Origin of the sequence: Xenorhabdus bovienii SS-2004 (assembly GCF_000027225.1) — a bacterium.
GTDB lineage: Bacteria > Pseudomonadota > Gammaproteobacteria > Enterobacterales > Enterobacteriaceae > Xenorhabdus > Xenorhabdus bovienii_C.
On the sequence record NC_013892.1, the window covers coordinates 1,055,732 to 1,076,768 of the forward strand.

A 21,037-nucleotide genomic window follows, 5' to 3' on the forward strand; every position below is an offset into this window, starting at 1 on the left:
CGGCACAGTATAAATTGCGCCTATCATGGTTGTTAGGGGTTATAAAAATAAGCGCTAAGGAGATGTAAATGGCTGATAAAAAAGCTACGTTGACCATAAGTGGTGCAGCTGCTATCGAACTAGACGTACTAACGCCGACCCTAGGTTCTGAAGTGATTGACGTTCGTACCCTCGGCTCAAAGAGTTTCTATACCTACGATCCTGGCTTTACTTCTACGGCCTCCTGTGAATCAAAAATCACCTATATTGATGGCGACGAAGGCATTTTGCTGCACCGTGGTTTCCCGATCGATCAGCTCGCAACGGGATCAAACTATCTGGAAGTCTGTTATATCCTGCTGTATGGCGAACCACCTACGCCTGAAGAGTATGAAACATTCAAAAAAACGGTGATTCGTCATACGATGATCCACGAACAGATCACCCGTCTGTTCCACGGTTTCCGCCGTGATTCTCACCCTATGGCCGTACTTTGTGGTGTGACAGGTGCACTGGCTGCCTTCTACCATGATGCACTGGATGTCCATAACCCTCACCACCGTGAAATTACCGCTTACCGTCTGCTGTCCAAAATGCCAACCGTAGCGGCAATGTGTTACAAATATTCCATCGGGCAGCCTTTCGTTTACCCACGTAACGATCTTTCTTATGCAGCCAATTTCCTGCACATGATGTTCTCTACACCTTGTGAAGAATATAAAGTCAATCCAGTGCTAGAACGTGCCATGGATCGCATTTTCATTCTGCATGCGGATCACGAACAGAATGCTTCAACTTCAACGGTACGTACCGCAGGTTCTTCTGGTGCTAACCCATTCGCCTGTATTGCAGCGGGCATCGCATCCCTGTGGGGGCCTGCGCACGGTGGCGCAAACGAAGCCTGTCTGCGTATGCTGGAAGAAATCCAGACTGTCAAACATATTCCTGAATTTATCGCTCGTGCCAAAGATAAAAACGATTCTTTCCGCTTGATGGGCTTTGGTCATCGCGTTTATAAAAACTATGATCCACGCGCGACAGTAATGCGTGAAACCTGCCATGAAGTACTGAATGAACTTGGCCTGAATGACAGCCTGCTGGAAGTCGCGATGGAGTTGGAACGTATCGCCCTGAATGATCCGTACTTCATTGAGAAGAAACTGTACCCGAATGTCGATTTCTATTCCGGTATTATCCTGAAAGCAATGGGTATCCCATCCTCCATGTTTACCGTGATTTTCGCCATTGCCCGTACTATTGGCTGGATTGCACACTGGACTGAAATGCACGATGAAGGCTTGAGAATCGCTCGTCCACGCCAGCTTTATACTGGCCATACCCAACGTGATTTCAAAAGTCAGTTAGAGAAATAATTTAGCATTCTTTATTTCATTGTCAGACATTATCTGACAAGTGCATTAACTGCACCTCACATATCAGGTTCAATCGTAATATTAAACCTGATTAGGGTGCAGTTATCGCCGACAAGCACCGGCCATATACTCCCTCGGAGGTTTTCCCATATTTTTGCGAAAAAATGTCACAAACGCACTATCATTAGCAAATCCCAGCTCCTGTGCAACATAAGACAGAGTTTTATCCTGAGCAAGTAACTCAATTGCTTTTATCAGCCGCCATTGCTGCCGCCACTGTTGATAATTCATGCCCGTTTCACGCAGAAATATTCGGGTGATAGTTTTCTCACTGGCGCCAATATGAGTGGCAAGCATTTGTAATGGCGGAGGCAATTGATCAAACGGCAAACGCGCCAGACGTCGATCAGAAGGTAACGGTAATAAAGTCGGCTCTTTACCTGCCTCTCTCATTTCATCAAAAAAGACCGCCAATAAATGCGCTCCCTTTCCCTGACGCCAATCAGTATCAAAAGGAGATATTGCAATACGTTCTAAAATCGCCTGTAGCAATGGTGTGGTTTCCAATATTTCACTCTGCTTCGAAATCCATTCTATCCCTGACATATCCAGATAAATGGAGCGATACCCTATGGAGCCACGCATTTCCGCCCGATGCAGTGTCTTTGGCGGTATCCATGCAACTCTGGTCGGAGGCAGGATAGAGAGCTGATTTGCCAACGTGATCTTGATACAACCTTGCTGAGTAAACAACAGTTGCCCCATATCATGCTGATGAAAGCCTGAATCGTACTGCCCCATCTCTGCCGCAATACCTATCACGGACACATTCGAACTATATTTCAAACCATCAGGATCAAAATGATCACTTTGTCGCAGCCAGGCCATATTAATACCCTTTAACTTTATGTCCGATTACATAAATAAATCGCCTTTATTATCATAAAAAGACATTCAGCAGAATGCTAATCTTTCGGGCTATAAATAGCTCATCAGAAGAAAATATCATGCACACCAGACCATCACTTTGGCTCGCTATCACTTTAATGATGTTTCCACAGATCGTGGAAACCATTTATAGCCCTGCACTAACCAATATTGCCAGTGGATTTTCTGTCAATGCAACACAGGCCTCCCAAACCCTGTCATTCTATTTCTTTGCTTTTGCCATCGGTATTGTCGTATGGGGTCGCATGTGTGATGTTATTGGCAGGCGTCCTACCATCATTGCAGGATTATTACTCTACGGTGCAGCTTCCTTGCTGGCACTGCTAACCGAACACTTCTGGCTATTACTGGCTACCAGAATGTTATCCGCTTTCGGTGCATCTGTCGGTTCTGTCGGTACGCAAACTATTATGCGTGATACTTACCGCAGCGAAGAATTGTCGCGTGTTTTTTCCATCATGGGGATCGCCTTGGCCGTCAGCCCTGCGATTGGCATGATCAGCGGCTCTATACTAAATCATTTTGGGGGTTATAAAGCGGTATTTGCCGGGCTGGCCATTCTGGCTGTTATCCTGATGAGCTGGTCTGTTATTCGCTTACCGGAAACCCGGCCAGTAAATGTGCCAAAAATTGCCCTATTTGGCACCGCCGTCACCATGTTCAAAGATATTTCGATTTGGCGAAATGCGTTTCTCATCGCATTTTTCAATATTTGTCTGTTCAGCTATTACCAGTTAGCTCCCTTTCGCTTTCAACAATTCGGACTATCACAGGCACAGTTCGGTTATACCGGCCTGCTATTCACTTTCGGCGTTGGGCTAGGTTCACTACTGAACAAGCATCTGTTAAAAAAACAGTGGCTATCGGCAAAATTAATTTCTCTTGCCGCGATGATTGTTTTTCTGAGCGGGATCGGCGTTTACCTGCTCGAAAATAGCTGGCTATTTATCTTTCCCATGCTGGGCATTGTTACCGCTTACGGCCTTGCCATTCCCAATATTTTAGCATCGGCGCTGAACAACTATGCCGATCGGCTGGGTACAGCAGGCGCCTTACTGGGGCTATTGTATTATCTCTTGCTGGGCGGCGGTTTGGCGCTGGCTGGCTGGAGCCAGGCATTGGGCAGCATACTGATCTGCTGTGGCGTATCAACCGTGCTTTTAACAAGAAAATGGTGATAGACAGGTTCTGCGAAAACAAATTGGGAAAAAACAACGGGGCTACCGTTCTGATAGCCTCGCCTGATAAATTGATAAGCTGCGAACAAATCAAGCTGGATTAGGAATATCAACAAAAGTGACATCCAACCCATAATGATTTGCCAGCCATTCACCGAGTACTTTGATACCATAACGCTCTGTTGCGTGATGCCCTGCCGCATAAAAATGTAGCCCCATCTCACGGGCAACATGGATGGTTTTCTCTGACACTTCCCCCGTCACGAAAGCATCGACACCAAACTCAGCCGCCTGCTCAATAAAACTCTGTCCACCTCCCGTACACCATGCCAATGTACGAATTTCTTCCGGTGCATTATCGCCACAATGCAGTACTTTGCGTTCTAATCTTTTTTCAAGCCGCTCAGTCAATTCTGTGGGGGTAATCGGTTGGTCAAATGCGCCATGAGGAAGCAAGGGGTCAATCTGCCCGATGATTTTTACCCCCATCTGACGCGCCAACTGAACATTGTTACCCAATGTAGGATGAGCATCCAAAGGAAGATGATAACCATACAGGTTGATATCATTGCTGAGCAGTGTTTGTAGACGACGGCGTTTCATGCCACGGATAACAGGTGATTCGTTTTTCCAAAAATATCCATGATGAACGATGACCGCATCAGCTTTAAGACGAACCGCCTCATCCAACAGAGCCTGACATGCTGTCACACCGGTAATAATCCGCTGAACATGGGGACGGCCTTCCACCTGTAAACCATTGGGGGCATAATCCTGAAATTCACGAACATTCAGTTCCGTATTAAGCACATGTTCCAATTCAACATTGTTCATCACACTTCCCCCATCATTTAGCGCTTTCGCCATAAAATACTTACCTGTCATTAATTGCTCCCAAGATTGTTGCTTATATGCACCACATCAAGAATCGTATCAATAGCAATAAACAGCGATAAAAGCAAAACACCTCGCCAGCATAAACAGGCAAGGTGTCAGAATACTCTATCAGGGGAAAAAAACTAAGAATGGAAAGTGACAAACCAGAGCAATACAGTCATGTTACTTACGTAATGATGCTGTCTTAGCGGTTTCGAATACCTGCGGCCATTTCCGAACTCTCCAGCCATACGGGTTTATCGCTGGTTTTTATCCATACCTTACGCAGATAGCTGTAAAAACGGGCACGATCCTGACGAAATAGCATAACAGGAAGTGCAATGACGCCCAATGTTACAGCGCCAGTACGCCGCAAGAGAACCTGATGCCAAGAATATTCACGATATGTAGACATTAAGACCCTCCTCATGGGCTATATCTGTAATACGTACAAAATTTTACCCGACAAAATGAAAATTTGCTACTTATTCAACCCTTTTTTAGCCTATATATCACTCATTTCTTCTATTGATGTAATTTAATTACAAATTAATACCTAAATAAAAACAAGATAAATACATTGAAAACAAAAAACTAACTTGTAGAGTTTGCTAGACTTTCCTTGGATACCTTATTAATTAATCCCTCTTATATTTTTATACTTTTTTTACACTTTCATAATCTCTTTTAACAACTTCTTTGCATGGCTCTTCTTATGCTGTAACCATCTAGTGAATAAGGATATAAGCACAATGAATACATTCATAATCATCGGCGTATTTCTGGTAGTGTCATTACTGTTCTATCTGATTTACGCGTTATTGAATGCGGAGGATTTTTAAATGGTAGCCTCCGCTTTTTTGCTGATTACCAGTTTCTTGGTCATTCTCTTTATATTGAGCAGACCCCTCGGCAGTCTGATCGCAAATCTGGTCGAAGGAGAATTACCCCGCTGGCTGACAAATGCAGAAACCAGCCTGTGGCGTTGCTGTGGCTTGCAAAAGCCCGGCGGCAACGTCAAAGAGATGAACTGGTGGCAATATGCTCTCGCTATCATCACATTCAACATCATGGGGTTGCTGCTACTCTTTATGCTGTTGATAAGCCAAGAACATCTGCCACTCAATCCACAGCATTTTGCCGGTATGAAATGGGATCTGGCACTCAACACCGCAATCAGTTTTATTACCAATACCAACTGGCAGGCCTACAGCGGTGAAAACACCCTCAGTTACTTAAGTCAAATGGCGGGTTTGACTGTTCAGAATTTCCTGTCGGCCGCAACGGGAATTGCAGTGGCTTTCGCCTTAATGCGGGCATTTTCCCGTCAGGGCGTGAAAACACTGGGCAATGCCTGGATAGATATTACACGCATTACACTCTATCTATTGCTCCCGCTGTCGATCATCATTGCACTTATCTTCGTCAGTCAGGGCGTTATCCAAAATTTCTCCCCCTATGTACTTGTCCACACCCTTGAAGGACAACAACAACTGATCCCCATGGGGCCCGTTGCCTCTCAAGAAGCAATAAAATTATTGGGTACAAATGGCGGAGGGTTCTTTGGGGCAAACTCAGCCCACCCCTTTGAAAACCCGAATGCCCTCAGTAACTTTGTGCAAATCCTTACCATATTCCTGATCCCCTGTGCACTGTGTTTCGCGTTCGGTCTTGTGGTCGGGGATAATCGGCAGGGACATGCTTTACTATGGGCGATGACGATTGTCTTTATCATCGCCGTTACGATTGTGATCTATGCCGAAATCATGGGTAATCCCCACTTCATCCAGGCTGGTGCCAGCAGTAATCTGAACATGGAAGGGAAAGAGTCCCGCTTTGGTATCCTTGCCTCCTCACTTTATAGCGTCGTTACAACTGCGGCTTCCTGTGGGGCTGTAAATGCAATGCACGATTCCTTCACCGCGCTGGGTGGCATGATACCACTCTGGTTGATGCAAATTGGTGAAGTCATCTTTGGCGGTGTAGGCTCCGGCTTGTACGGCATGTTGCTATTTGTCCTACTGGCTGTGTTTATTGCCGGTTTGATGATTGGCCGCGCTCCGGAATACTTGGGCAAGAAAATCGATGTCCATGACATGAAAATGGTCGCGCTGGCAATTTTGGTTACGCCCTCCCTTGTCCTGTTAGGAACCGCTCTGGCAACTTCAATCGATGCAGGACGCGCTGCGATCATGAACCCCAGCGCCCACGGTTTCACTGAAGTGCTTTATGCTCTCTCATCCGCTGCCAATAACAACGGTAGTGCATTTGCTGGTCTGAATGCCAACAGTGTGTTTTATAACCTGCTGTTAGGGGCAATCATGTTTCTAGGGCGCTTTGGTGTGATTTTTCCAGTTCTGGCCATCGCTGGCTCCATGATTAGCAAAAAACGCCAGCCTATCAGCAGTGGAACACTGCCGACTCACGGCTCTCTATTCACTGGATTACTGATTCTGGTGGTTTTGCTGATGGGTGCACTCACCTTTATTCCTGCGCTGGCGCTTGGCCCTGTCGCAGAACATTTACAACTTTGGCAAGCACCACGATAAGCGAGATTGCGAGATAACTCATGAAAGACAAACATCAAGCATTATTTGAACCCGCTTTAATACGCCATGCACTTATCGACGCAGTGAAAAAATGCCATCCCGCTATCCAATGGCGTAATCCCGTCATGTTTGTCGTCTATCTGGGAAGCTGCCTGACCACCGTGTTGTGGCTTGGGATGTTAACAGAACAGCTTACCGGTAATGCACTTTTTACCGGCTCCATTGCTTTATGGTTATGGTTCACTGTACTGTTCGCTAATTTTGCCGAAGCACTGGCAGAAGGCCGCAGCCAAGCCCAAGCGTCCAGTCTGAAAGGCGTAAAAAAAACCACGTGGGCGACCAGACTGGCTTCCGCCAGCCATGATGCAGCAAAGGAAAAAGTCACTTCAGACCATCTACGCAAGGGCGATATTGTGTTGGTGGAAGTGGGCGAAATTATCCCCTGTGATGGTGAAGTTCTTGAAGGAGGGGCTTCCGTTGATGAAAGCGCCATTACAGGAGAATCGGCTCCCGTGATCCGCGAATCTGGCGGTGATTTTGCTTCAGTCACTGGCGGGACACGGGTTTTATCGGATTGGCTGATTATCGAATGTTCGGTCAATCCGGGAGAAACCTTTTTAGACAGAATGATTTCGATGGTCGAAGGTGCCAAACGGCGCAAAACTCCCAACGAAATTGCTCTCACTATTTTGCTCACGGCACTGACTATTATTTTCCTGCTGTCCTGTATCAGTCTACTGCCCTTTTCCTTGTTCAGCGTTCAAACCAATCAATCAGGCGATCCCATCAGCATCACCGTGCTGGTTGCCCTGTTAGTCTGCCTGATCCCCACCACCATCGGCGGATTACTTTCAGCCATTGGCGTTGCAGGTATGAGCCGCATGTTGGGTGCCAATGTCATTGCTACCAGTGGGCGCGCGATTGAAGCTGCCGGCGATGTGGATGTTTTATTACTGGATAAGACGGGAACCATTACTCTCGGTAATCGTCAGGCATCACAGTTTTTACCTGCACCGGGTGTAACCGAAGAACAACTGGCCGATGCTGCCCAACTTTCCTCACTCGCTGACAAAACACCGGAAGGACGCAGCATCATGATTTTGGCAAAACAGCGCTTCAATATGCGCGAACGCGATCTTCGCGCACTCAACGCGACATTCATTCCTTTCTCAGCCATGACGCGCATGAGCGGCGTCAATATAGGCACCCGTATGATCCGCAAAGGCGCAGTAGATGCCATCCGACGTTATGTTGAGGCCAATCACAATCAATTTCCCGATGCCATTGATCTATTGGTGCAGCAGGTCGCCAGTAAAGGTGCAACACCATTGGTCGTTGCGGAGAATCAGCGTGTTTTGGGTGTTGTCGCTCTGAAAGATATTGTGAAAGGCGGCATCAAAGAGCGTTTCAGTGAAATGCGCAGAATGGGAATCAAAACGGTGATGATTACAGGTGACAATCACCTAACCGCCGCTGCAATTGCAGCAGAAGCCGGTGTTGATGATTTTCTGGCAGAAGCTACGCCCGAAGCGAAGCTCGCCCTGATCCGGCAATATCAGTCTGAAGGATGTCTGGTTGCTATGACCGGTGACGGGACAAACGACGCCCCTGCGCTGGCTCAGGCAGATGTTGCCGTTGCCATGAATTCAGGGACACAAGCCGCAAAAGAAGCGGGAAATATGGTGGATTTGGACTCGAATCCTACTAAATTGATTGAAGTGGTGCATATCGGCAAACAGATGCTGATGACCCGTGGCTCCTTGACCACATTTAGCATCGCCAATGACATTGCTAAATATTTTGCCATCATTCCCGCCGCATTTGCGGTCACTTATCCCCAGCTTAATGCCCTGAACATCATGCATCTTCATTCACCGGAATCGGCGGTGCTGTCTGCCGTTATTTTCAACGCGATAATCATTATCGTTCTGCTTCCTTTGGCGCTAAAAGGCGTCAGTTACCGCGCGATGAACGCACTGTCACTCTTGCGCCGAAATCTTTGGCTATACGGCCTTGGTGGGTTGCTCATCCCCTTTGTCGGCATCAAGCTCATCGACATGTTGCTCACTGTTCTGGCTTTCAAATAAGGTGATGAAAATGATCTGGTTACGCGCCTCCATCGTCCTACTAACATTCCTGACTCTAATCACTGGCATCGCCTATCCGTTGCTGATAACAGGCATCGCAAACGCCTTGTTTCCCCATCAGGCCAAAGGTGCCTTGATTGAACATAATGGCAAATGGGTTGGTTCGGAATTAATCGGTCAGTCATTTACCCAAGCCATCTATTTTCATGGACGTCCGTCTATGACGCTGGAACACCCTTACAACGCCCTGTCATCTGGGGGAAGTAATTTTGCAACAACCAATCCCGCCTTGACTCACCAGATATACCAGCGGATTACTCAGGTACGTTTATTCAATCATTCAGAAAACAGTGCCATTCCTGTCGATCTCATCACCGCATCCGGCAGTGGTTTAGATCCCCATATTTCTCCCAATGCGGCTGAATTTCAGGCCCAACGTGTCGCCACAGCCCGCCACTTATCCATAAATGTGATTAATAAATTGATTCAAGCTTATACTGCATACCCGCCACTGAAATATATGGGTGAACCCGTGGTAAATGTACTGGAACTTAATCTGGCACTAGATAACCTGAAACCACAAGGCTGATATTATATGGATCAGATTGAACCCCTGCGCCCCGATCCGGATGACCTGCTGGCACTAGCAAACGAAAAACCCCGTGGCAAACTAAAAATATTTTTCGGTGCCTGTGCAGGAGTAGGTAAAACTTATGCCATGTTACAGGAAGCGCAGCGGCTGCTGTCTCAGGGGCTGGATGTTATTGCCGGCGTTGTCGAAACCCATGAACGACAAGAAACCGCGGCACTGCTGACAGGTTTACCTCAATTGCCACTGAAGCATATTCGCTATCATGAACGCAGGATTGCCGCATTTGACATTGATGCAGCTATTGCCCGTTATCCTGCCATTATCCTGATGGACGAACTGGCCTTCAGCAATCCTCACAGCAGCCGTCATCCCAAACGTTGGCAAGACGTGGAGGAGTTGCTGGAAGCGGGCATCGATGTCCTGACCACCATCAACGTGCAACATCTGGAAAGCCTGAACGATGTGGTCGGTGCCATTACCGGCATTCGCGTTCGCGAAACCATTCCCGATCACATATTTGATCATGCCGATGACGTCGTGCTGGTTGATATTCCACCGGATGATCTGCGCCAGCGGCTTAACGACGGCAAAGTCTATATTTCCGGTCAGGCCGAGCGGGCTATTGAGCATTTCTTCCGCAAAGGAAACTTGATCGCGCTGCGTGAGTTGGCATTGCGCCGCACGGCAGACCGAGTCGATGATCAGATGCGTGCTTTCCGTGATACACGGGGAAAAGAACCAGTCTGGCACACTCGGGATAACCTGTTGCTGTGCATTGGCTGTAATGCTGGCAATGAAAAGTTGATCCGAACCGCAGCTCGTCTGGCGGCAAAGCTGGGTTGTGAATGGCATGCCGTTTATGTTGAAACCCCCAAATTACACCGACTGCCAGAAATCAAGCGGCGTACCATCCTGAAAGCACTGAAGCTGGCACAGGAGCTGGGGGCTGAAACTGCCACGCTTTCCGATCCTCATGAAGAAAGAGCTATTCTGCGCTACGCAAGAGAGCACAATCTCGGCAAAATCCTTGTTGGCCGCTATCATGGCTCACATTCGACTTCATTTAGTGATAAATGGCTTGGTTTTAAATGGCGCCCTGATTTCGTTGAACGTTTAGGAAAACTGGGGCCTGATCTCGATCTCATCATTGTTGCACTGGAAGACAAAAAACGCTGGGATAAAGAACAACGGGATAACCGGGCATTCCATGAAAAATGGCGCATCCAGATCCACGGCTTCCTCATAGCGATTATACTCTGCACCTTAATCACCCTGTTCTCGCATACCTTTTTACTCACCCTTGATAAAGCCAATCTGGTAACACTCTACCTGCTTGGCGTCGTTATTATTGCCCTGTTTTATGGCCGCTGGCCTTCTGTCTTTGCCGCCTTTATCAATGTCATCAGTTTCGACATTTTTTTTGTCCAGCCGCGATGGTCACTGGCTGTCACAGACATGCAATATCTGCTTACCTTTACCGTGATGTTGATCGTAGGGGTGGTCGTAGGAAACTTGACTGCGGGTATACGCTATCAAGCCAGAGTGGCCCGCTACCGTGAACAGCGAACGCGGCACTTATATGAAATCACGCGTGAGCTCAGCAGAGCTTTGAATGAAGAAGACGTTGCCCGCATCAGCTATCACTTTTTATCCAACAGCTTTCAGGCAAAAACAGGCTTGTTGCTGCCGGATAACAACGCACGTTTATATCAGGTGAAGTCCAATAACGGCGGACAAATGCAGATCGATGAGGCAATAGCTAAATGGAGTTTTGACAAAAAACAGCCTGCTGGGGCAGGAACCGATACATTACCCGGCGTACCCTATCAGCTATTTCCTATCGCCACGGCTTCACAGGTATTTGCTGTCCTTGCTATCGAATCACCTAACTTGCGCCAATTATTAGTACCGGAACAACAACGGTTATTACAAACGTTTACCGGGCTTATCGCCAACGCACTGGAACGTTTGCACCTTTCCCGCCGTGCGGAATCCGCTAAACTAGAAACCGAACGGGAGCAATTACGAAACTCACTACTGGCCGCACTTTCCCACGATTTACGCACCCCGTTGACTGTTCTGTTTGGGCAGACAGAGATACTGATGCTGGATTTATCCACTGAAAATTCGCCTCATACCCAACAGGTTAACCAAATTCGTCAACAGATCCTCAGCACCTCACGTCTGGTCAATAACCTGCTGGACATGGCACGTATTCAATCCGGCGGTATTCAGCTTAATCTTGAGTGGCATTCACTGGAAGAAATTGTCGGTAGTGCCCTACGCTCATTGGAATATACCCTCAGCCGCTACACGGTAGAACTTTCCCTGTCAGCCAACTTATTACTGCATTGTGACGCATGCTTACTGGAACGAGTTTTCATCAATCTGCTGGAAAACGCCATTAAATATACCCATGAGCAGACACCACTAGGCATACGGGCAACGACTGAATACAAACAGGTACATATTGAAATTTGGGATGCAGGCTCCGGTATTCCACAAGGACAAGAACAAGTCATTTTCGACAAATTCTCACGCGTCCGTAAAGAATCCGCCATTCCCGGTGTTGGATTAGGGCTGGCGATTTGCCGTGCCATCATTGAAATTCACGGTGGCCATATATGGGCAGCTAACAATAAAAAAGGTGGAGCCAGTTTCCACTTTGTTCTACCGTTAGAAGAGGTGCCCAAAATTGAAGAAGTCATTGAGGAAATGTGAGCATAGCCAGAAACAGTACAATCTTGATCGTTGAAGATGAAAAAGAGATCAGGCGTTTCGTCAGATTGGCTCTGGAAGGCGAAAACTGGCGAGTATTTGAATGTGACACACTGAAACGAGGTTTAATTGAAGCAGCCACCCGCAAACCCGATTTGCTAATCCTTGACTTGGGATTGCCCGATGGTAACGGCATTGATCTGATCCATGATATCCGCCAATGGAGTAGCATTCCAATCATTGTGCTTTCCGCACGCAATAATGAGCAGGATAAAGTCGCGGCGCTGGATAGCGGTGCTGACGACTATCTGAGCAAGCCTTTTGGTATCAACGAGCTGCTTGCCAGAGTCAGAGTTGCCCTGCGTCGCGCCACCAAAGCCAATCAGCCCGATCCGATGATTCATTTTGCCGATATCAGTGTTGACTTAATCAATCGTCGGGTCTTAAAAAGCCAGAAGGAGCTTCATCTTACGCCGACGGAATATCGTCTGCTGACCGAATTGCTGACCAACAGCGGCAAGGTGCTGACCCAACGCTATTTGCTCAATCACGTCTGGGGGCCACATTATATCGAGCATAACCATTACCTGCGGATATATATGGGGCATCTGCGGCAAAAACTGGAAGAAGACCCTGCCCGTCCCAAGCATTTACTGACAGAGACTGGCGTAGGTTATCGATTTATGCCCTGATGCCCTGATAAAGCTTCCTGTTACTTTCTACGGACAGGTAAACCCGTACCTCGGATACCTTTCTGTGGTAAAACCAGCACCGCGGCTGACCAAGCTGGCATTGTCACCATGCCATCTTCGGTTATTTTGATCCCGGCAGCTAAAGATGCATTCCCTAATCTGCTTTGAATATCATTTAATTTCAAACCATGAGTATTGAGATCTCTTACAGTGACGGATTTTGACGCAGCATTAATCACCACCACTAAACCATCAAACCGCAAATCACGATCATCATCGGTAGTGTTACCATCATCAATAGTCATGACCAGTAATCCGAGTTGCTGATGTGGCCCCACATTACGAAAATCGATACGTTGCTTGACGGATTCCCCCTTACCAAGGGTCATCAAGGGTGAAAATTGACGCAGACGTAACAGTTCCTGATAGAAAGCCATCATCTGTAATAACTCACTTTGGCCTGGTTTTTTCACCTGATTTTTCACTCGATGAATCAGCGCATAATTTCCACCGTCATCCCGTTTCCCCGGCATACCTACATCATAGTTGTTATCTTTGTAGGTATAACTGACACGGTTAAACCAATCCCCTGCATTATAAGAATCACGAGTAAACGATTTTGAGCGCAGTAATTCCGACCCTTGCTGATCGAAAGCCAGCCCTTGCCCGAGGAGTACTGTGGAAAGAGAGATTGCCTGCATACGGAGCCTTGTCGCCAGATCTGCCTCGTATGCCGCTTTGTAGCTGATGATGTCCCATAATGTCTGGTTATCGTGCTTGGAAACATAATTAATCACTTCAATGGGATCAGCGGCATAACCCGCAGCGACACCTTTGTAGTTAATTTCCCGACCCGCTTTCACTTTCCCATCTTTATCGATCATGGCAAAGTCAGCCAGATTACCCGCCATCCCTAGACGAATCAGATCCGCCAAATGACGAGCTTCATTCGCATCTAATCGGGCAATTTCGTTAGGTAATGTTCCCGCACCGTTGCCCATTCCCTGATTAATACGAATATTATCAGCAGAATCAAACGGCCCACCACCGCGTACTGCATCTCGCAATCGATCCGAGAAAGTACCGATACCGGAGCCTTTAAGATTAATCTGTGAAGCCGTCTCAAATCGATCATCCTGCCCGGAATTCCAGCCCTCTCCGAAAAAATAGACCGATGGATTAATTGCACGGACTTTTGCCAGTGCCGAGACAATCTGAGCCTTAGGATGGTAGCCCATTAAATCAAATCGGAATGCATCTATTTTGTAGTGCTTAACCCAAGTCACTAATGAGTCTTCGATGAGCTTGGCAAACATCCGGTGTTCTGGTGCGGTATCAGAGCAACAGGTATTATTTTCAACATTACCCGTAATTTCATCCAAACGGTGATAATACCAGGGCACGACTTTATCCAGTACTGAAGTTCGGTGTGTGGGGCCGGCGGCATTGGTATGGTTATACGCGACGTCCATGATCACATTCATCCCCAGTTGCTGCTTGATGGCCTGAACCATGGTACGAAACTCTTTAATACGTACTGAGCCTTCTGCATGAGTGGCATAAGAGCCTTCCGGTACTGAGTAATGGAACGGATCGTAGCCCCAGTTATAAGAATCAGTTTCTGCAAGCATTTTATTTAACTCTTGTACTTGCGGATTGCTGGCACTATCACCGCGTTGTAACGCCTGCAATACTTCCCTCACGGTCATGGAACGATTGCAATAATCAGCGAAGCGGCTATTTTTCACCGTTGTGTTGACTTGACATAACCGATTGAAGGACTGATTAAGATCAGCCACATTACGACTAAATTCATCAATAGAAGCGATATCAAACACAGGCAACAGCTCTATATGGGTCATTCCGGCCTGACTCAGTGCCTTTAGATGTTTGAACATATCGCTGCTGTTAGCCGTGAGAGCCAGATATTTACCACGCCAAGCTTGTGGCACTGTGTTGTCCGCAACAGAGAGATCCCGGATATGCGCTTCATAGAGGGTCATACGTGCAATATCTGCCGGTGTCTTCTGCGGATGCGGCATGCTCAGATCATCCCAGTTTTGTGGCTTCAGTGCTTCGTCATCCAGATTGATGACCTGGCTATATTCCGAATTCGTAGACAGGCTGTGAGAATAGGGATCGGTAACCTCATAGCGTTCCACCTTGCGGGAATACGGATGATACACGGTTAAAGCATAACGGTAGTAAGCCCCGATCAAATTTGTATCACCCTGCCATGACCAAGAGCCACTCGCCGCATCACGATTCATTATATGATTGGCGATGGCCTGTTTATTTTCATTATAAATAACCAGACCCACATTTTGAGCCGTCGGCGCCCACAAGCGGAAAGTCACCTCTGTGTCGTTTATCAGTGCGCCATATTCCAGTGTTTCCGCAGTGCCGGCAAAGCGGTCGTCCAACACACCGGCAATTTGTACTTGAGTCGCCGATAATAACAAGCCTTCTTCATTGGTCGCCAATGCCACCAGTTCACCGGTGATTAGCCGATCAACATCCGTGTTTTCTGGCAATTGGAATGCGGGCAGCTCCGCTAAATGAGGGAATCTTTCGGCTGTCTTTTTGCTCAGAGTCGTCGGTGTCAGCACCAGATAACTATCAGTAAAGTTTCCTTCGTCATTCACCTCTACTTTGTTATACCGATTGTAATATAAACGGACATGAGGCTTATCTGCTCCCTCTGGCCATAATAGCGTCCGTTTATCGACCCAATGTGCTGAAGCCTGAAGATCGTCAGCAATAGTGGCTTCAGTTGGTATTTTGTTCGGGATATGAGCCATCGGTTCCTCGGCGATTTTGGGTAAATCATTTTTGTTATCACAGCTTGTAAGTAGTAGAGAAAATAGACTGCCTAATAGGATCAGGTAAGCCTTTTTCCAAAACTGAGATTCCATAGCCAGACCTTTTAATAGAAAGAGAACATCGACTATTTTAGGGTTAAAAAAATGAGATGAGATATTAAATGCTGTCTCAAACGATTAAGCATCCTCCCTAGTTTATAAAGGGAGGGAGGAGAAAATAGGCGGAGTTTTACTGCGGGGGCTTTAATGGTTGCTTTGGGATAACCCCACTCACCGGAAGCAAAAAGCCGCAGCAACATATATTGCTACGGCTTTTATAATCTCTTCAGATAATCAATCAACCGGCGGTAAACACCTGATTGACAATTTCCAGCGCTTCCTGCTCAATCTTCTCGCGATGTTCTGCGCCGAGGAAACTTTCACAGTAAATTTTGTAGGCTTCTTCTGTACCTGAAGGGCGAGCTGCAAACCAGCCGTTGTCGCTCATCACCTTTAAGCCACCAATAGAAGCACCATTACCGGAAGCGGTAGTCAGGCGTGCAGTGATGGGATCGCCGGCCAGTGTGTTCGCCTTGACCATTTCCGGTGACAGTTTGGACAGCAGGGCTTTCTGCTGATGGCTCGCCGGAGCCTGAATACGGCTATAACTTGGCGTACCGAAACGTGCAGCCAGTTTGTCATAGCGCTGCTGCGGATTCTCTCCGGTAGTCGCCGTCATTTCCGCCGCTAACAGGCAGAGGATAATACCATCTTTATCCGTTGACCACGGCGTACCGTCAAAACGCAGGAAGGAGGCGCCAGCACTCTCTTCACCACCAAAGCCCAGCTCGCCTCGATATAACCCATCGACGAACCATTTAAAGCCGACAGGCACTTCCAGCAGCTCGCGTCCCAGATCCGCGACTACGCGATCGATCATGGCACTGGAAACTAAAGTTTTACCCACAGCAACTTTTTCAGACCATTGTGGACGATGGCGGAATAAATAATCCACAGCCGTTGCCAGATAATGGTTGGGATTCATCAAACCGACTGGAGTAATAATCCCGTGGCGGTCGTAATCAGGGTCATTAGCAAAAGCTAAATCAAACTTACCGCGCAGCTCCAGCAGACCGGCCATCGCCCAGCGTGATGAGCAATCCATACGGATCACACCGTCATGATCCAGCGTCATGAAACGGAATGTCTGATCGACCTTATCATTGACCAGCGTTAAATCGAGATTGTAGTACTCACCGATCCGCTGCCAATAAGCAATACCCGAACCACCCAGCGGATCAATACCGATTTTCAGCCCTGCCTGCTGTATGGCCGCCATATCCACAACATCCCCCAAGGATGTCACATAAGGATCAACCAGATTCTGTGGATGCAGATATTCACTTTTCAGTACCCGCTCATAGGGCAGACGCTTAACCCCGTTCAGGTCATTCGCCAGTAATGCGTTGGCACGCTTTTCAATGATGGAAGTTAAATCAGTATCGGCAGGCCCACCATTAGGAGGGTTATATTTAATACCGCCATCTTCTGGCGGATTATGGGATGGCGTAATCACAATCCCATCCGCCCGGTTTTTCCCCTGACGGTTGTAGCACAAAATAGCATGGGAAATAGCAGGAGTCGGCGTAAAACCATTATTTTCCTGCACAATCACGTCCACACCATTCGCGATCAGGACTTCCAGCACAGAAATAAAGGCCGCTTCAGAAAGTGCGTGGGTATCTTTGCCTACATAGCATGGACCAGTAATCCCCTGCTGTGCACGGACTTCCACTATCGCCTGAGAAATTGCCAGAATATGCGCTTCATTAAAACTGTTGCGGCCAGAACTGCCACGATGACCGGAAGTACCAAACTTGACCTGATGAGCCGGATTTTCGGGATGGGGCTGTAGGGTATAATACTGGGATGTGAGCTGTGCAATATTGATTAAATCATGCTGCTGGGCAGGCTGCCCGGCTCTTGGATGAATTGCCACTTTAATTTCTCCTGAAAGGCTACACTGGCTTATTCGCCAGTGCAGTTTAATCAATTCAGCGGTTTAAATCAGTTAACTGATCGAATTCAGTTAAATAGTGCCACACACTTTTTCAATCACATTTGCCGGAAATTTCATATCCTGCATAACGTGTTCAACCATGCTGCGTTTACGGCCGGTATTGGTATTAGTGATAACCCAGAAAGGTGTGCCGGGGATATGACGTGGCTTGGTGTGTTTACCACTGGCCAGCAGGGTCTGCTCACTTCCCGCAAAATAGGTACGGGTACGACCATGCATGGCTTCTGTTGTTTTCGCAAAGCTTTCGCTGTTCAAGCTGTACAGAGTGGACAGAATCGACATGAAACGCTCAACGGATTTTTTCTTTTCAGCATACTCGTCAGAAAGCAATAATTCACGAACAACGCGAACAACATCACGGGAGCGTGCAGCCGGCACTTTGCTGACAGAGACAGATTCTCTGACAGGCGGTGTAGTTTGTACTGGCTGCCCGGCGTCCACTTTCAATATGCGCCGCAAAATATCAGATGCACTTTCACCGATATGCAGGGTTTGGCTTGCAATAAAGCGGTAAAGGTCTTCATCAACTTCTATCGTTTTCATTTCTATCCAGTACTGTTCTTAATGAAAAAATTATTCTGAGATTATAAGATATAATACAGCAAAACAAAACAATTAAACTTTCAATAACTTAAAGTGATTCTTTCTGAAATTAAGAAACAAAAAAAACGGGTCTTTTCCTCTAAAATAAATCAACCAGTTACCGTCATTTGATGCCATTTAGTTTGTCACTGCCGACCTGTCATGGTATTAAACATCACGATATTAAACGTTGTATCAATGACATTAAATTCAGGCAGACTATGAACTCAAATAATCAATTAAATTATCATTTTCACACGCCGGAAAACCCACAGTCATCAACCCCCATTGTCTTGATTCATGGGCTTTTTGGCGATTTGAGCAATTTAGGGATATTGGGGCGTGATTTGCAGCAACATTATCCGGTCATTCAGATTGATGTGCGTAACCACGGTATTTCTCCGCAGATGGAAAACATGAATTACCGCGATATGGCACAAGATGTTTTATCTCTCCTTGATGAACTGAATGTGGCAAAAGCCATTATTATCGGGCATTCAATGGGAGGTAAAATCGCTATGACCATGACGGCGGTTGCACCGGAGCGTATTGAACAAATCGTAGTTATCGATATAGCGCCAGTGACTTACCTGACTCGCCATCACGACAGCATTTTTTCTGCACTGAACCAAGTCAAAGAAGCAGGAGCTCAGACTCGGCAGGCCGCGACGGAAGTTATGCGGAAGGATATTCATGAGGATGGCGTGATTCAATTTCTGCTGAAATCCTTCCGTCAAGGAGAATGGAAATTCAACCTACCGGTTTTGCGCAAAGAATATGAAAAAATTATCGGCTGGGAAGCGATTCCTGCATGGCCCAAACCAGCGCTGTTTATTCGGGGCGGAAATTCGGATTACATTACTGAAGCCTACCGCGAAGATATCATGCGCCAATTTCCTCAGGCAACAGCATGGGTGATAGCGGGTTGCGGACATTGGGTGCATGCAGAAAAACCTGAAGCGGTACTCAGAGCAATTCATCGTTTTTTAGCAAAAAAATAATTACAATATCAGTCCACACTCTATGTGGACTGATAATAAAATCAAATTCCCTTTTGACGTCAGGGAATAACAAAACTTGTCTTTTTGATATACAGCGCATAAGGTGCTTCATTTCCAGCAAAAGCATTTAGAACGAAAGATGATAATAATAAAATAAATAATGCAATAAAAAATCTAATAACTCTATTTAGATAGAATTCCATAGATAAACACTCCTGTCGCATTATATAAAAATAACATGAAAATCAGACAATTATCTATTTTACTATAGTAGATAGAACATCAGAAAATATATAATAAAAAGCATTATAAAATTATTTAGTTTAATTAAATAACAGTAACAGATAAAATAATCACTTTAATTTCATAGAAAAAATATTATCTAACCTCATCTACACATAAATTAAACGATAATTTAACAATGGCGTATAATGAAAAATAGTTATTACATAATAAAATTATTAAATGATAATAATTTATATAACACAATAATAAAAATAAATATAATCAATAAATTAAAATATCAATAATATTAAATGTTTTCATATGATAATTATTATATTATTCATATCATAATATTGTTTTTTATTATTATTGTATGAATCACAAAAACAATTAAATTCATTATCAATTAGTAGTTGATATATTTAAAAATATAAACCTAACCTTAATATGATAATATCGGTAAATATATTATATCGAATAAATCACTACAGGAGGAATAATGAAGATAATAAATAATACACAAAGTAATATCATAGTTTCTGTTAATAAATGGGGCGATGATGGACAAACGGGTCGGTTTACGGTATCACCTGGCAGAAGTGGATCATGGAATCGCACTGATGAGCGCGGTTTTGTCATGGCAATACTGAAAAAAGGTGTACAAGATTCCTTTTATATTTTTTCTGATAGTGACATCAAGGTTTTCGACAGTTATGTTACTGATAATGGCAGAAGAATCAAACCCGCAACTGACCGATATTATTAGTCCTGCTGTGTACTAATTTTATCAAAATGACTTGCTCAATGGTTAATTAGGGCAATGTCCGACTCTTTAATCGTGAATGAACATTGTCCATTTAACTTGAGTATTTCCCCAATAAAAAATTGTTTTAACAGATGAAACTAGTGAAATTTCTCTGACTATAGCGATTTATTTATGATTTCTCCAAAAAAATCAAAAAATACGCGATAAAATAGATTTACCTCGGTAGTATAAGCCAGAGAAATTGCTCTATTTCTGATAGCTATCAGGAATGGAACAAATAAGACTAGCATTACAGGGACAAGTACTTTGACTATCCAAAGTCCCTGCCAGTTTCGTCCCCTTATCTAAAAAAGAACCCACTCCTCCTACAATGACATAATTTCCTGAGTATCTCCCACAGGTAACTGTGGAGCCTTCAATTGCAGCCTGCCGTCCATAAAATTTAATGCTGCTGGTTCCCGTAAGGATTTCACCACCACAAGTTGTTTTATCGCTGACTGTTAAAAAATATCCCTTTGACATTTGATTTCCTCTCTTTTCAGATTCGACATGAACTCATGAATTATTCATTTTCATCGTAATAATATTTC

Annotated in this window: 17 protein-coding genes; 10 read left to right on the forward strand and 7 right to left on the reverse strand. The window is 45.7% G+C overall.

From position 1 onward, the window contains the following. The first annotated feature begins 68 nt into the window (after positions 1–68). The gene (locus tag XBJ1_RS04585) at positions 69–1,352 is read left to right on the forward strand and encodes a citrate synthase (RefSeq protein ID WP_012987619.1); all 1,284 of its coding nucleotides are present in this window, start codon (positions 69–71) and stop codon (positions 1,350–1,352) included. Positions 1,353–1,454: 102 nt separating this feature from the next. Here the strand turns inward: XBJ1_RS04585 and XBJ1_RS04590 are convergent, their stop codons facing one another. Then, positions 1,455–2,240 (reverse strand): AraC family transcriptional regulator, encoded by a 786-nt coding sequence (locus XBJ1_RS04590; RefSeq protein ID WP_012987620.1) that lies wholly within the window; start codon positions 2,238–2,240, stop codon positions 1,455–1,457. A 119-nt stretch (positions 2,241–2,359) separates the two neighbouring features. Here XBJ1_RS04590 and XBJ1_RS04595 point away from each other — a divergent pair, with 119 nt between their 5' ends. Further along, positions 2,360–3,478: a Bcr/CflA family efflux MFS transporter gene (locus XBJ1_RS04595; protein ID WP_012987621.1), complete on the forward strand. Its 1,119-nt coding sequence runs from the start codon at positions 2,360–2,362 to the stop codon at positions 3,476–3,478. Between the two features lie 90 nt (positions 3,479–3,568). On the opposite strand, the gene XBJ1_RS04600 is transcribed toward XBJ1_RS04595, so the two are convergent. Then, positions 3,569–4,312: a type 2 GTP cyclohydrolase I gene (locus XBJ1_RS04600; protein ID WP_038198406.1), complete on the reverse strand. Its 744-nt coding sequence runs from the start codon at positions 4,310–4,312 to the stop codon at positions 3,569–3,571. A gap of 247 nt (positions 4,313–4,559) precedes the next feature. Then, positions 4,560–4,769: a YbfA family protein gene (locus XBJ1_RS04605; protein WP_012987623.1), complete on the reverse strand. Its 210-nt coding sequence runs from the start codon at positions 4,767–4,769 to the stop codon at positions 4,560–4,562. Between the two features lie 337 nt (positions 4,770–5,106). Here XBJ1_RS04605 and kdpF point away from each other — a divergent pair, with 337 nt between their 5' ends. From kdpF to kdpE, 6 genes are read left to right on the forward strand one after another with little or no spacing between them, the layout of a single operon-like run. Further along, on the forward strand, positions 5,107–5,196 hold the full coding sequence (gene kdpF / locus XBJ1_RS04610) for a K(+)-transporting ATPase subunit F (protein ID WP_038183056.1): 90 nt from the start codon (positions 5,107–5,109) through the stop codon (positions 5,194–5,196). Then, positions 5,197–6,903 carry a potassium-transporting ATPase subunit KdpA gene (gene kdpA / locus XBJ1_RS04615; protein ID WP_012987624.1) on the forward strand — a complete coding sequence of 569 codons (1,707 nt, stop codon included), beginning with the start codon at positions 5,197–5,199 and terminating at the stop codon, positions 6,901–6,903. A gap of 20 nt (positions 6,904–6,923) precedes the next feature. Further along, on the forward strand, positions 6,924–8,990 hold the full coding sequence (gene kdpB, locus XBJ1_RS04620) for a potassium-transporting ATPase subunit KdpB (RefSeq protein ID WP_012987625.1): 2,067 nt from the start codon (positions 6,924–6,926) through the stop codon (positions 8,988–8,990). Positions 8,991–9,000: 10 nt separating this feature from the next. Continuing rightward, complete coding sequence (gene kdpC / locus XBJ1_RS04625; protein WP_012987626.1) at positions 9,001–9,579, forward strand: potassium-transporting ATPase subunit KdpC; 579 nt, start codon at positions 9,001–9,003, stop codon at positions 9,577–9,579. 6 nt (positions 9,580–9,585) lie between these two features. Beyond that, entirely contained in the window at positions 9,586–12,303 is a 2,718-nt protein-coding gene (gene kdpD / locus XBJ1_RS04630) for a two-component system sensor histidine kinase KdpD (protein WP_012987627.1), read from the forward strand. Then, complete coding sequence (gene kdpE / locus XBJ1_RS04635) at positions 12,300–12,992, forward strand: two-component system response regulator KdpE (RefSeq protein WP_038198392.1); 693 nt, start codon at positions 12,300–12,302, stop codon at positions 12,990–12,992. Before kdpD ends, kdpE begins: the two co-directional genes overlap by 4 nt. A 20-nt stretch (positions 12,993–13,012) precedes the next feature. On the opposite strand, the gene pulA is transcribed toward kdpE, so the two are convergent. The 3 genes from pulA to seqA form a co-directional block, all read right to left on the reverse strand. Further along, a complete protein-coding gene (gene pulA / locus XBJ1_RS04640; protein ID WP_012987629.1) occupies positions 13,013–15,907 on the reverse strand; it encodes a pullulanase-type alpha-1,6-glucosidase in 2,895 nt (964 codons plus the stop codon). Between the two features lie 244 nt (positions 15,908–16,151). Beyond that, positions 16,152–17,792 (reverse strand): phosphoglucomutase (alpha-D-glucose-1,6-bisphosphate-dependent), encoded by a 1,641-nt coding sequence (pgm, locus tag XBJ1_RS04645; protein ID WP_012987631.1) that lies wholly within the window; start codon positions 17,790–17,792, stop codon positions 16,152–16,154. A gap of 90 nt (positions 17,793–17,882) precedes the next feature. Beyond that, positions 17,883–18,416: a replication initiation negative regulator SeqA gene (gene seqA / locus XBJ1_RS04650; protein WP_012987632.1), complete on the reverse strand. Its 534-nt coding sequence runs from the start codon at positions 18,414–18,416 to the stop codon at positions 17,883–17,885. A 260-nt stretch (positions 18,417–18,676) separates the two neighbouring features. Between seqA and ybfF the strand changes: the two genes are divergently transcribed. Both ybfF and XBJ1_RS04660 read left to right on the forward strand, forming a co-directional pair. Further along, positions 18,677–19,456, forward strand: a complete 780-nt coding sequence (gene ybfF, locus XBJ1_RS04655) for an esterase (RefSeq protein WP_012987633.1) — start codon at positions 18,677–18,679, stop codon at positions 19,454–19,456. A 724-nt stretch (positions 19,457–20,180) separates the two neighbouring features. Further along, positions 20,181–20,447, forward strand: a complete 267-nt coding sequence (locus tag XBJ1_RS04660) for a hypothetical protein (RefSeq protein WP_012987635.1) — start codon at positions 20,181–20,183, stop codon at positions 20,445–20,447. 246 nt (positions 20,448–20,693) lie between these two features. On the opposite strand, the gene XBJ1_RS04665 is transcribed toward XBJ1_RS04660, so the two are convergent. Continuing rightward, on the reverse strand, positions 20,694–20,969 hold the full coding sequence (locus tag XBJ1_RS04665) for a PAAR domain-containing protein (RefSeq protein ID WP_012987637.1): 276 nt from the start codon (positions 20,967–20,969) through the stop codon (positions 20,694–20,696). Positions 20,970–21,037 lie beyond the last annotated feature (68 nt).

Coding starts and splice junctions, on each gene's coding strand:
- XBJ1_RS04585 (WP_012987619.1), top strand. CDS start 69: ATGGCTGATAAAAAAGCTACGTTGACCATAAGTGGTGCAGCTGCTATC.
- XBJ1_RS04590 (WP_012987620.1), bottom strand. CDS start 2,240: ATGGCCTGGCTGCGACAAAGTGATCATTTTGATCCTGATGGTTTGAAA.
- XBJ1_RS04595 (WP_012987621.1), top strand. CDS start 2,360: ATGCACACCAGACCATCACTTTGGCTCGCTATCACTTTAATGATGTTT.
- XBJ1_RS04600 (WP_038198406.1), bottom strand. CDS start 4,312: ATGAACAATGTTGAATTGGAACATGTGCTTAATACGGAACTGAATGTT.
- XBJ1_RS04605 (WP_012987623.1), bottom strand. CDS start 4,769: ATGTCTACATATCGTGAATATTCTTGGCATCAGGTTCTCTTGCGGCGT.
- kdpF (WP_038183056.1), top strand. CDS start 5,107: ATGAATACATTCATAATCATCGGCGTATTTCTGGTAGTGTCATTACTG.
- kdpA (WP_012987624.1), top strand. CDS start 5,197: ATGGTAGCCTCCGCTTTTTTGCTGATTACCAGTTTCTTGGTCATTCTC.
- kdpB (WP_012987625.1), top strand. CDS start 6,924: ATGAAAGACAAACATCAAGCATTATTTGAACCCGCTTTAATACGCCAT.
- kdpC (WP_012987626.1), top strand. CDS start 9,001: ATGATCTGGTTACGCGCCTCCATCGTCCTACTAACATTCCTGACTCTA.
- kdpD (WP_012987627.1), top strand. CDS start 9,586: ATGGATCAGATTGAACCCCTGCGCCCCGATCCGGATGACCTGCTGGCA.
- pulA (WP_012987629.1), bottom strand. CDS start 15,907: ATGGAATCTCAGTTTTGGAAAAAGGCTTACCTGATCCTATTAGGCAGT.
- seqA (WP_012987632.1), bottom strand. CDS start 18,416: ATGAAAACGATAGAAGTTGATGAAGACCTTTACCGCTTTATTGCAAGC.
- ybfF (WP_012987633.1), top strand. CDS start 18,677: ATGAACTCAAATAATCAATTAAATTATCATTTTCACACGCCGGAAAAC.
- XBJ1_RS04660 (WP_012987635.1), top strand. CDS start 20,181: ATGAAGATAATAAATAATACACAAAGTAATATCATAGTTTCTGTTAAT.
- XBJ1_RS04665 (WP_012987637.1), bottom strand. CDS start 20,969: ATGTCAAAGGGATATTTTTTAACAGTCAGCGATAAAACAACTTGTGGT.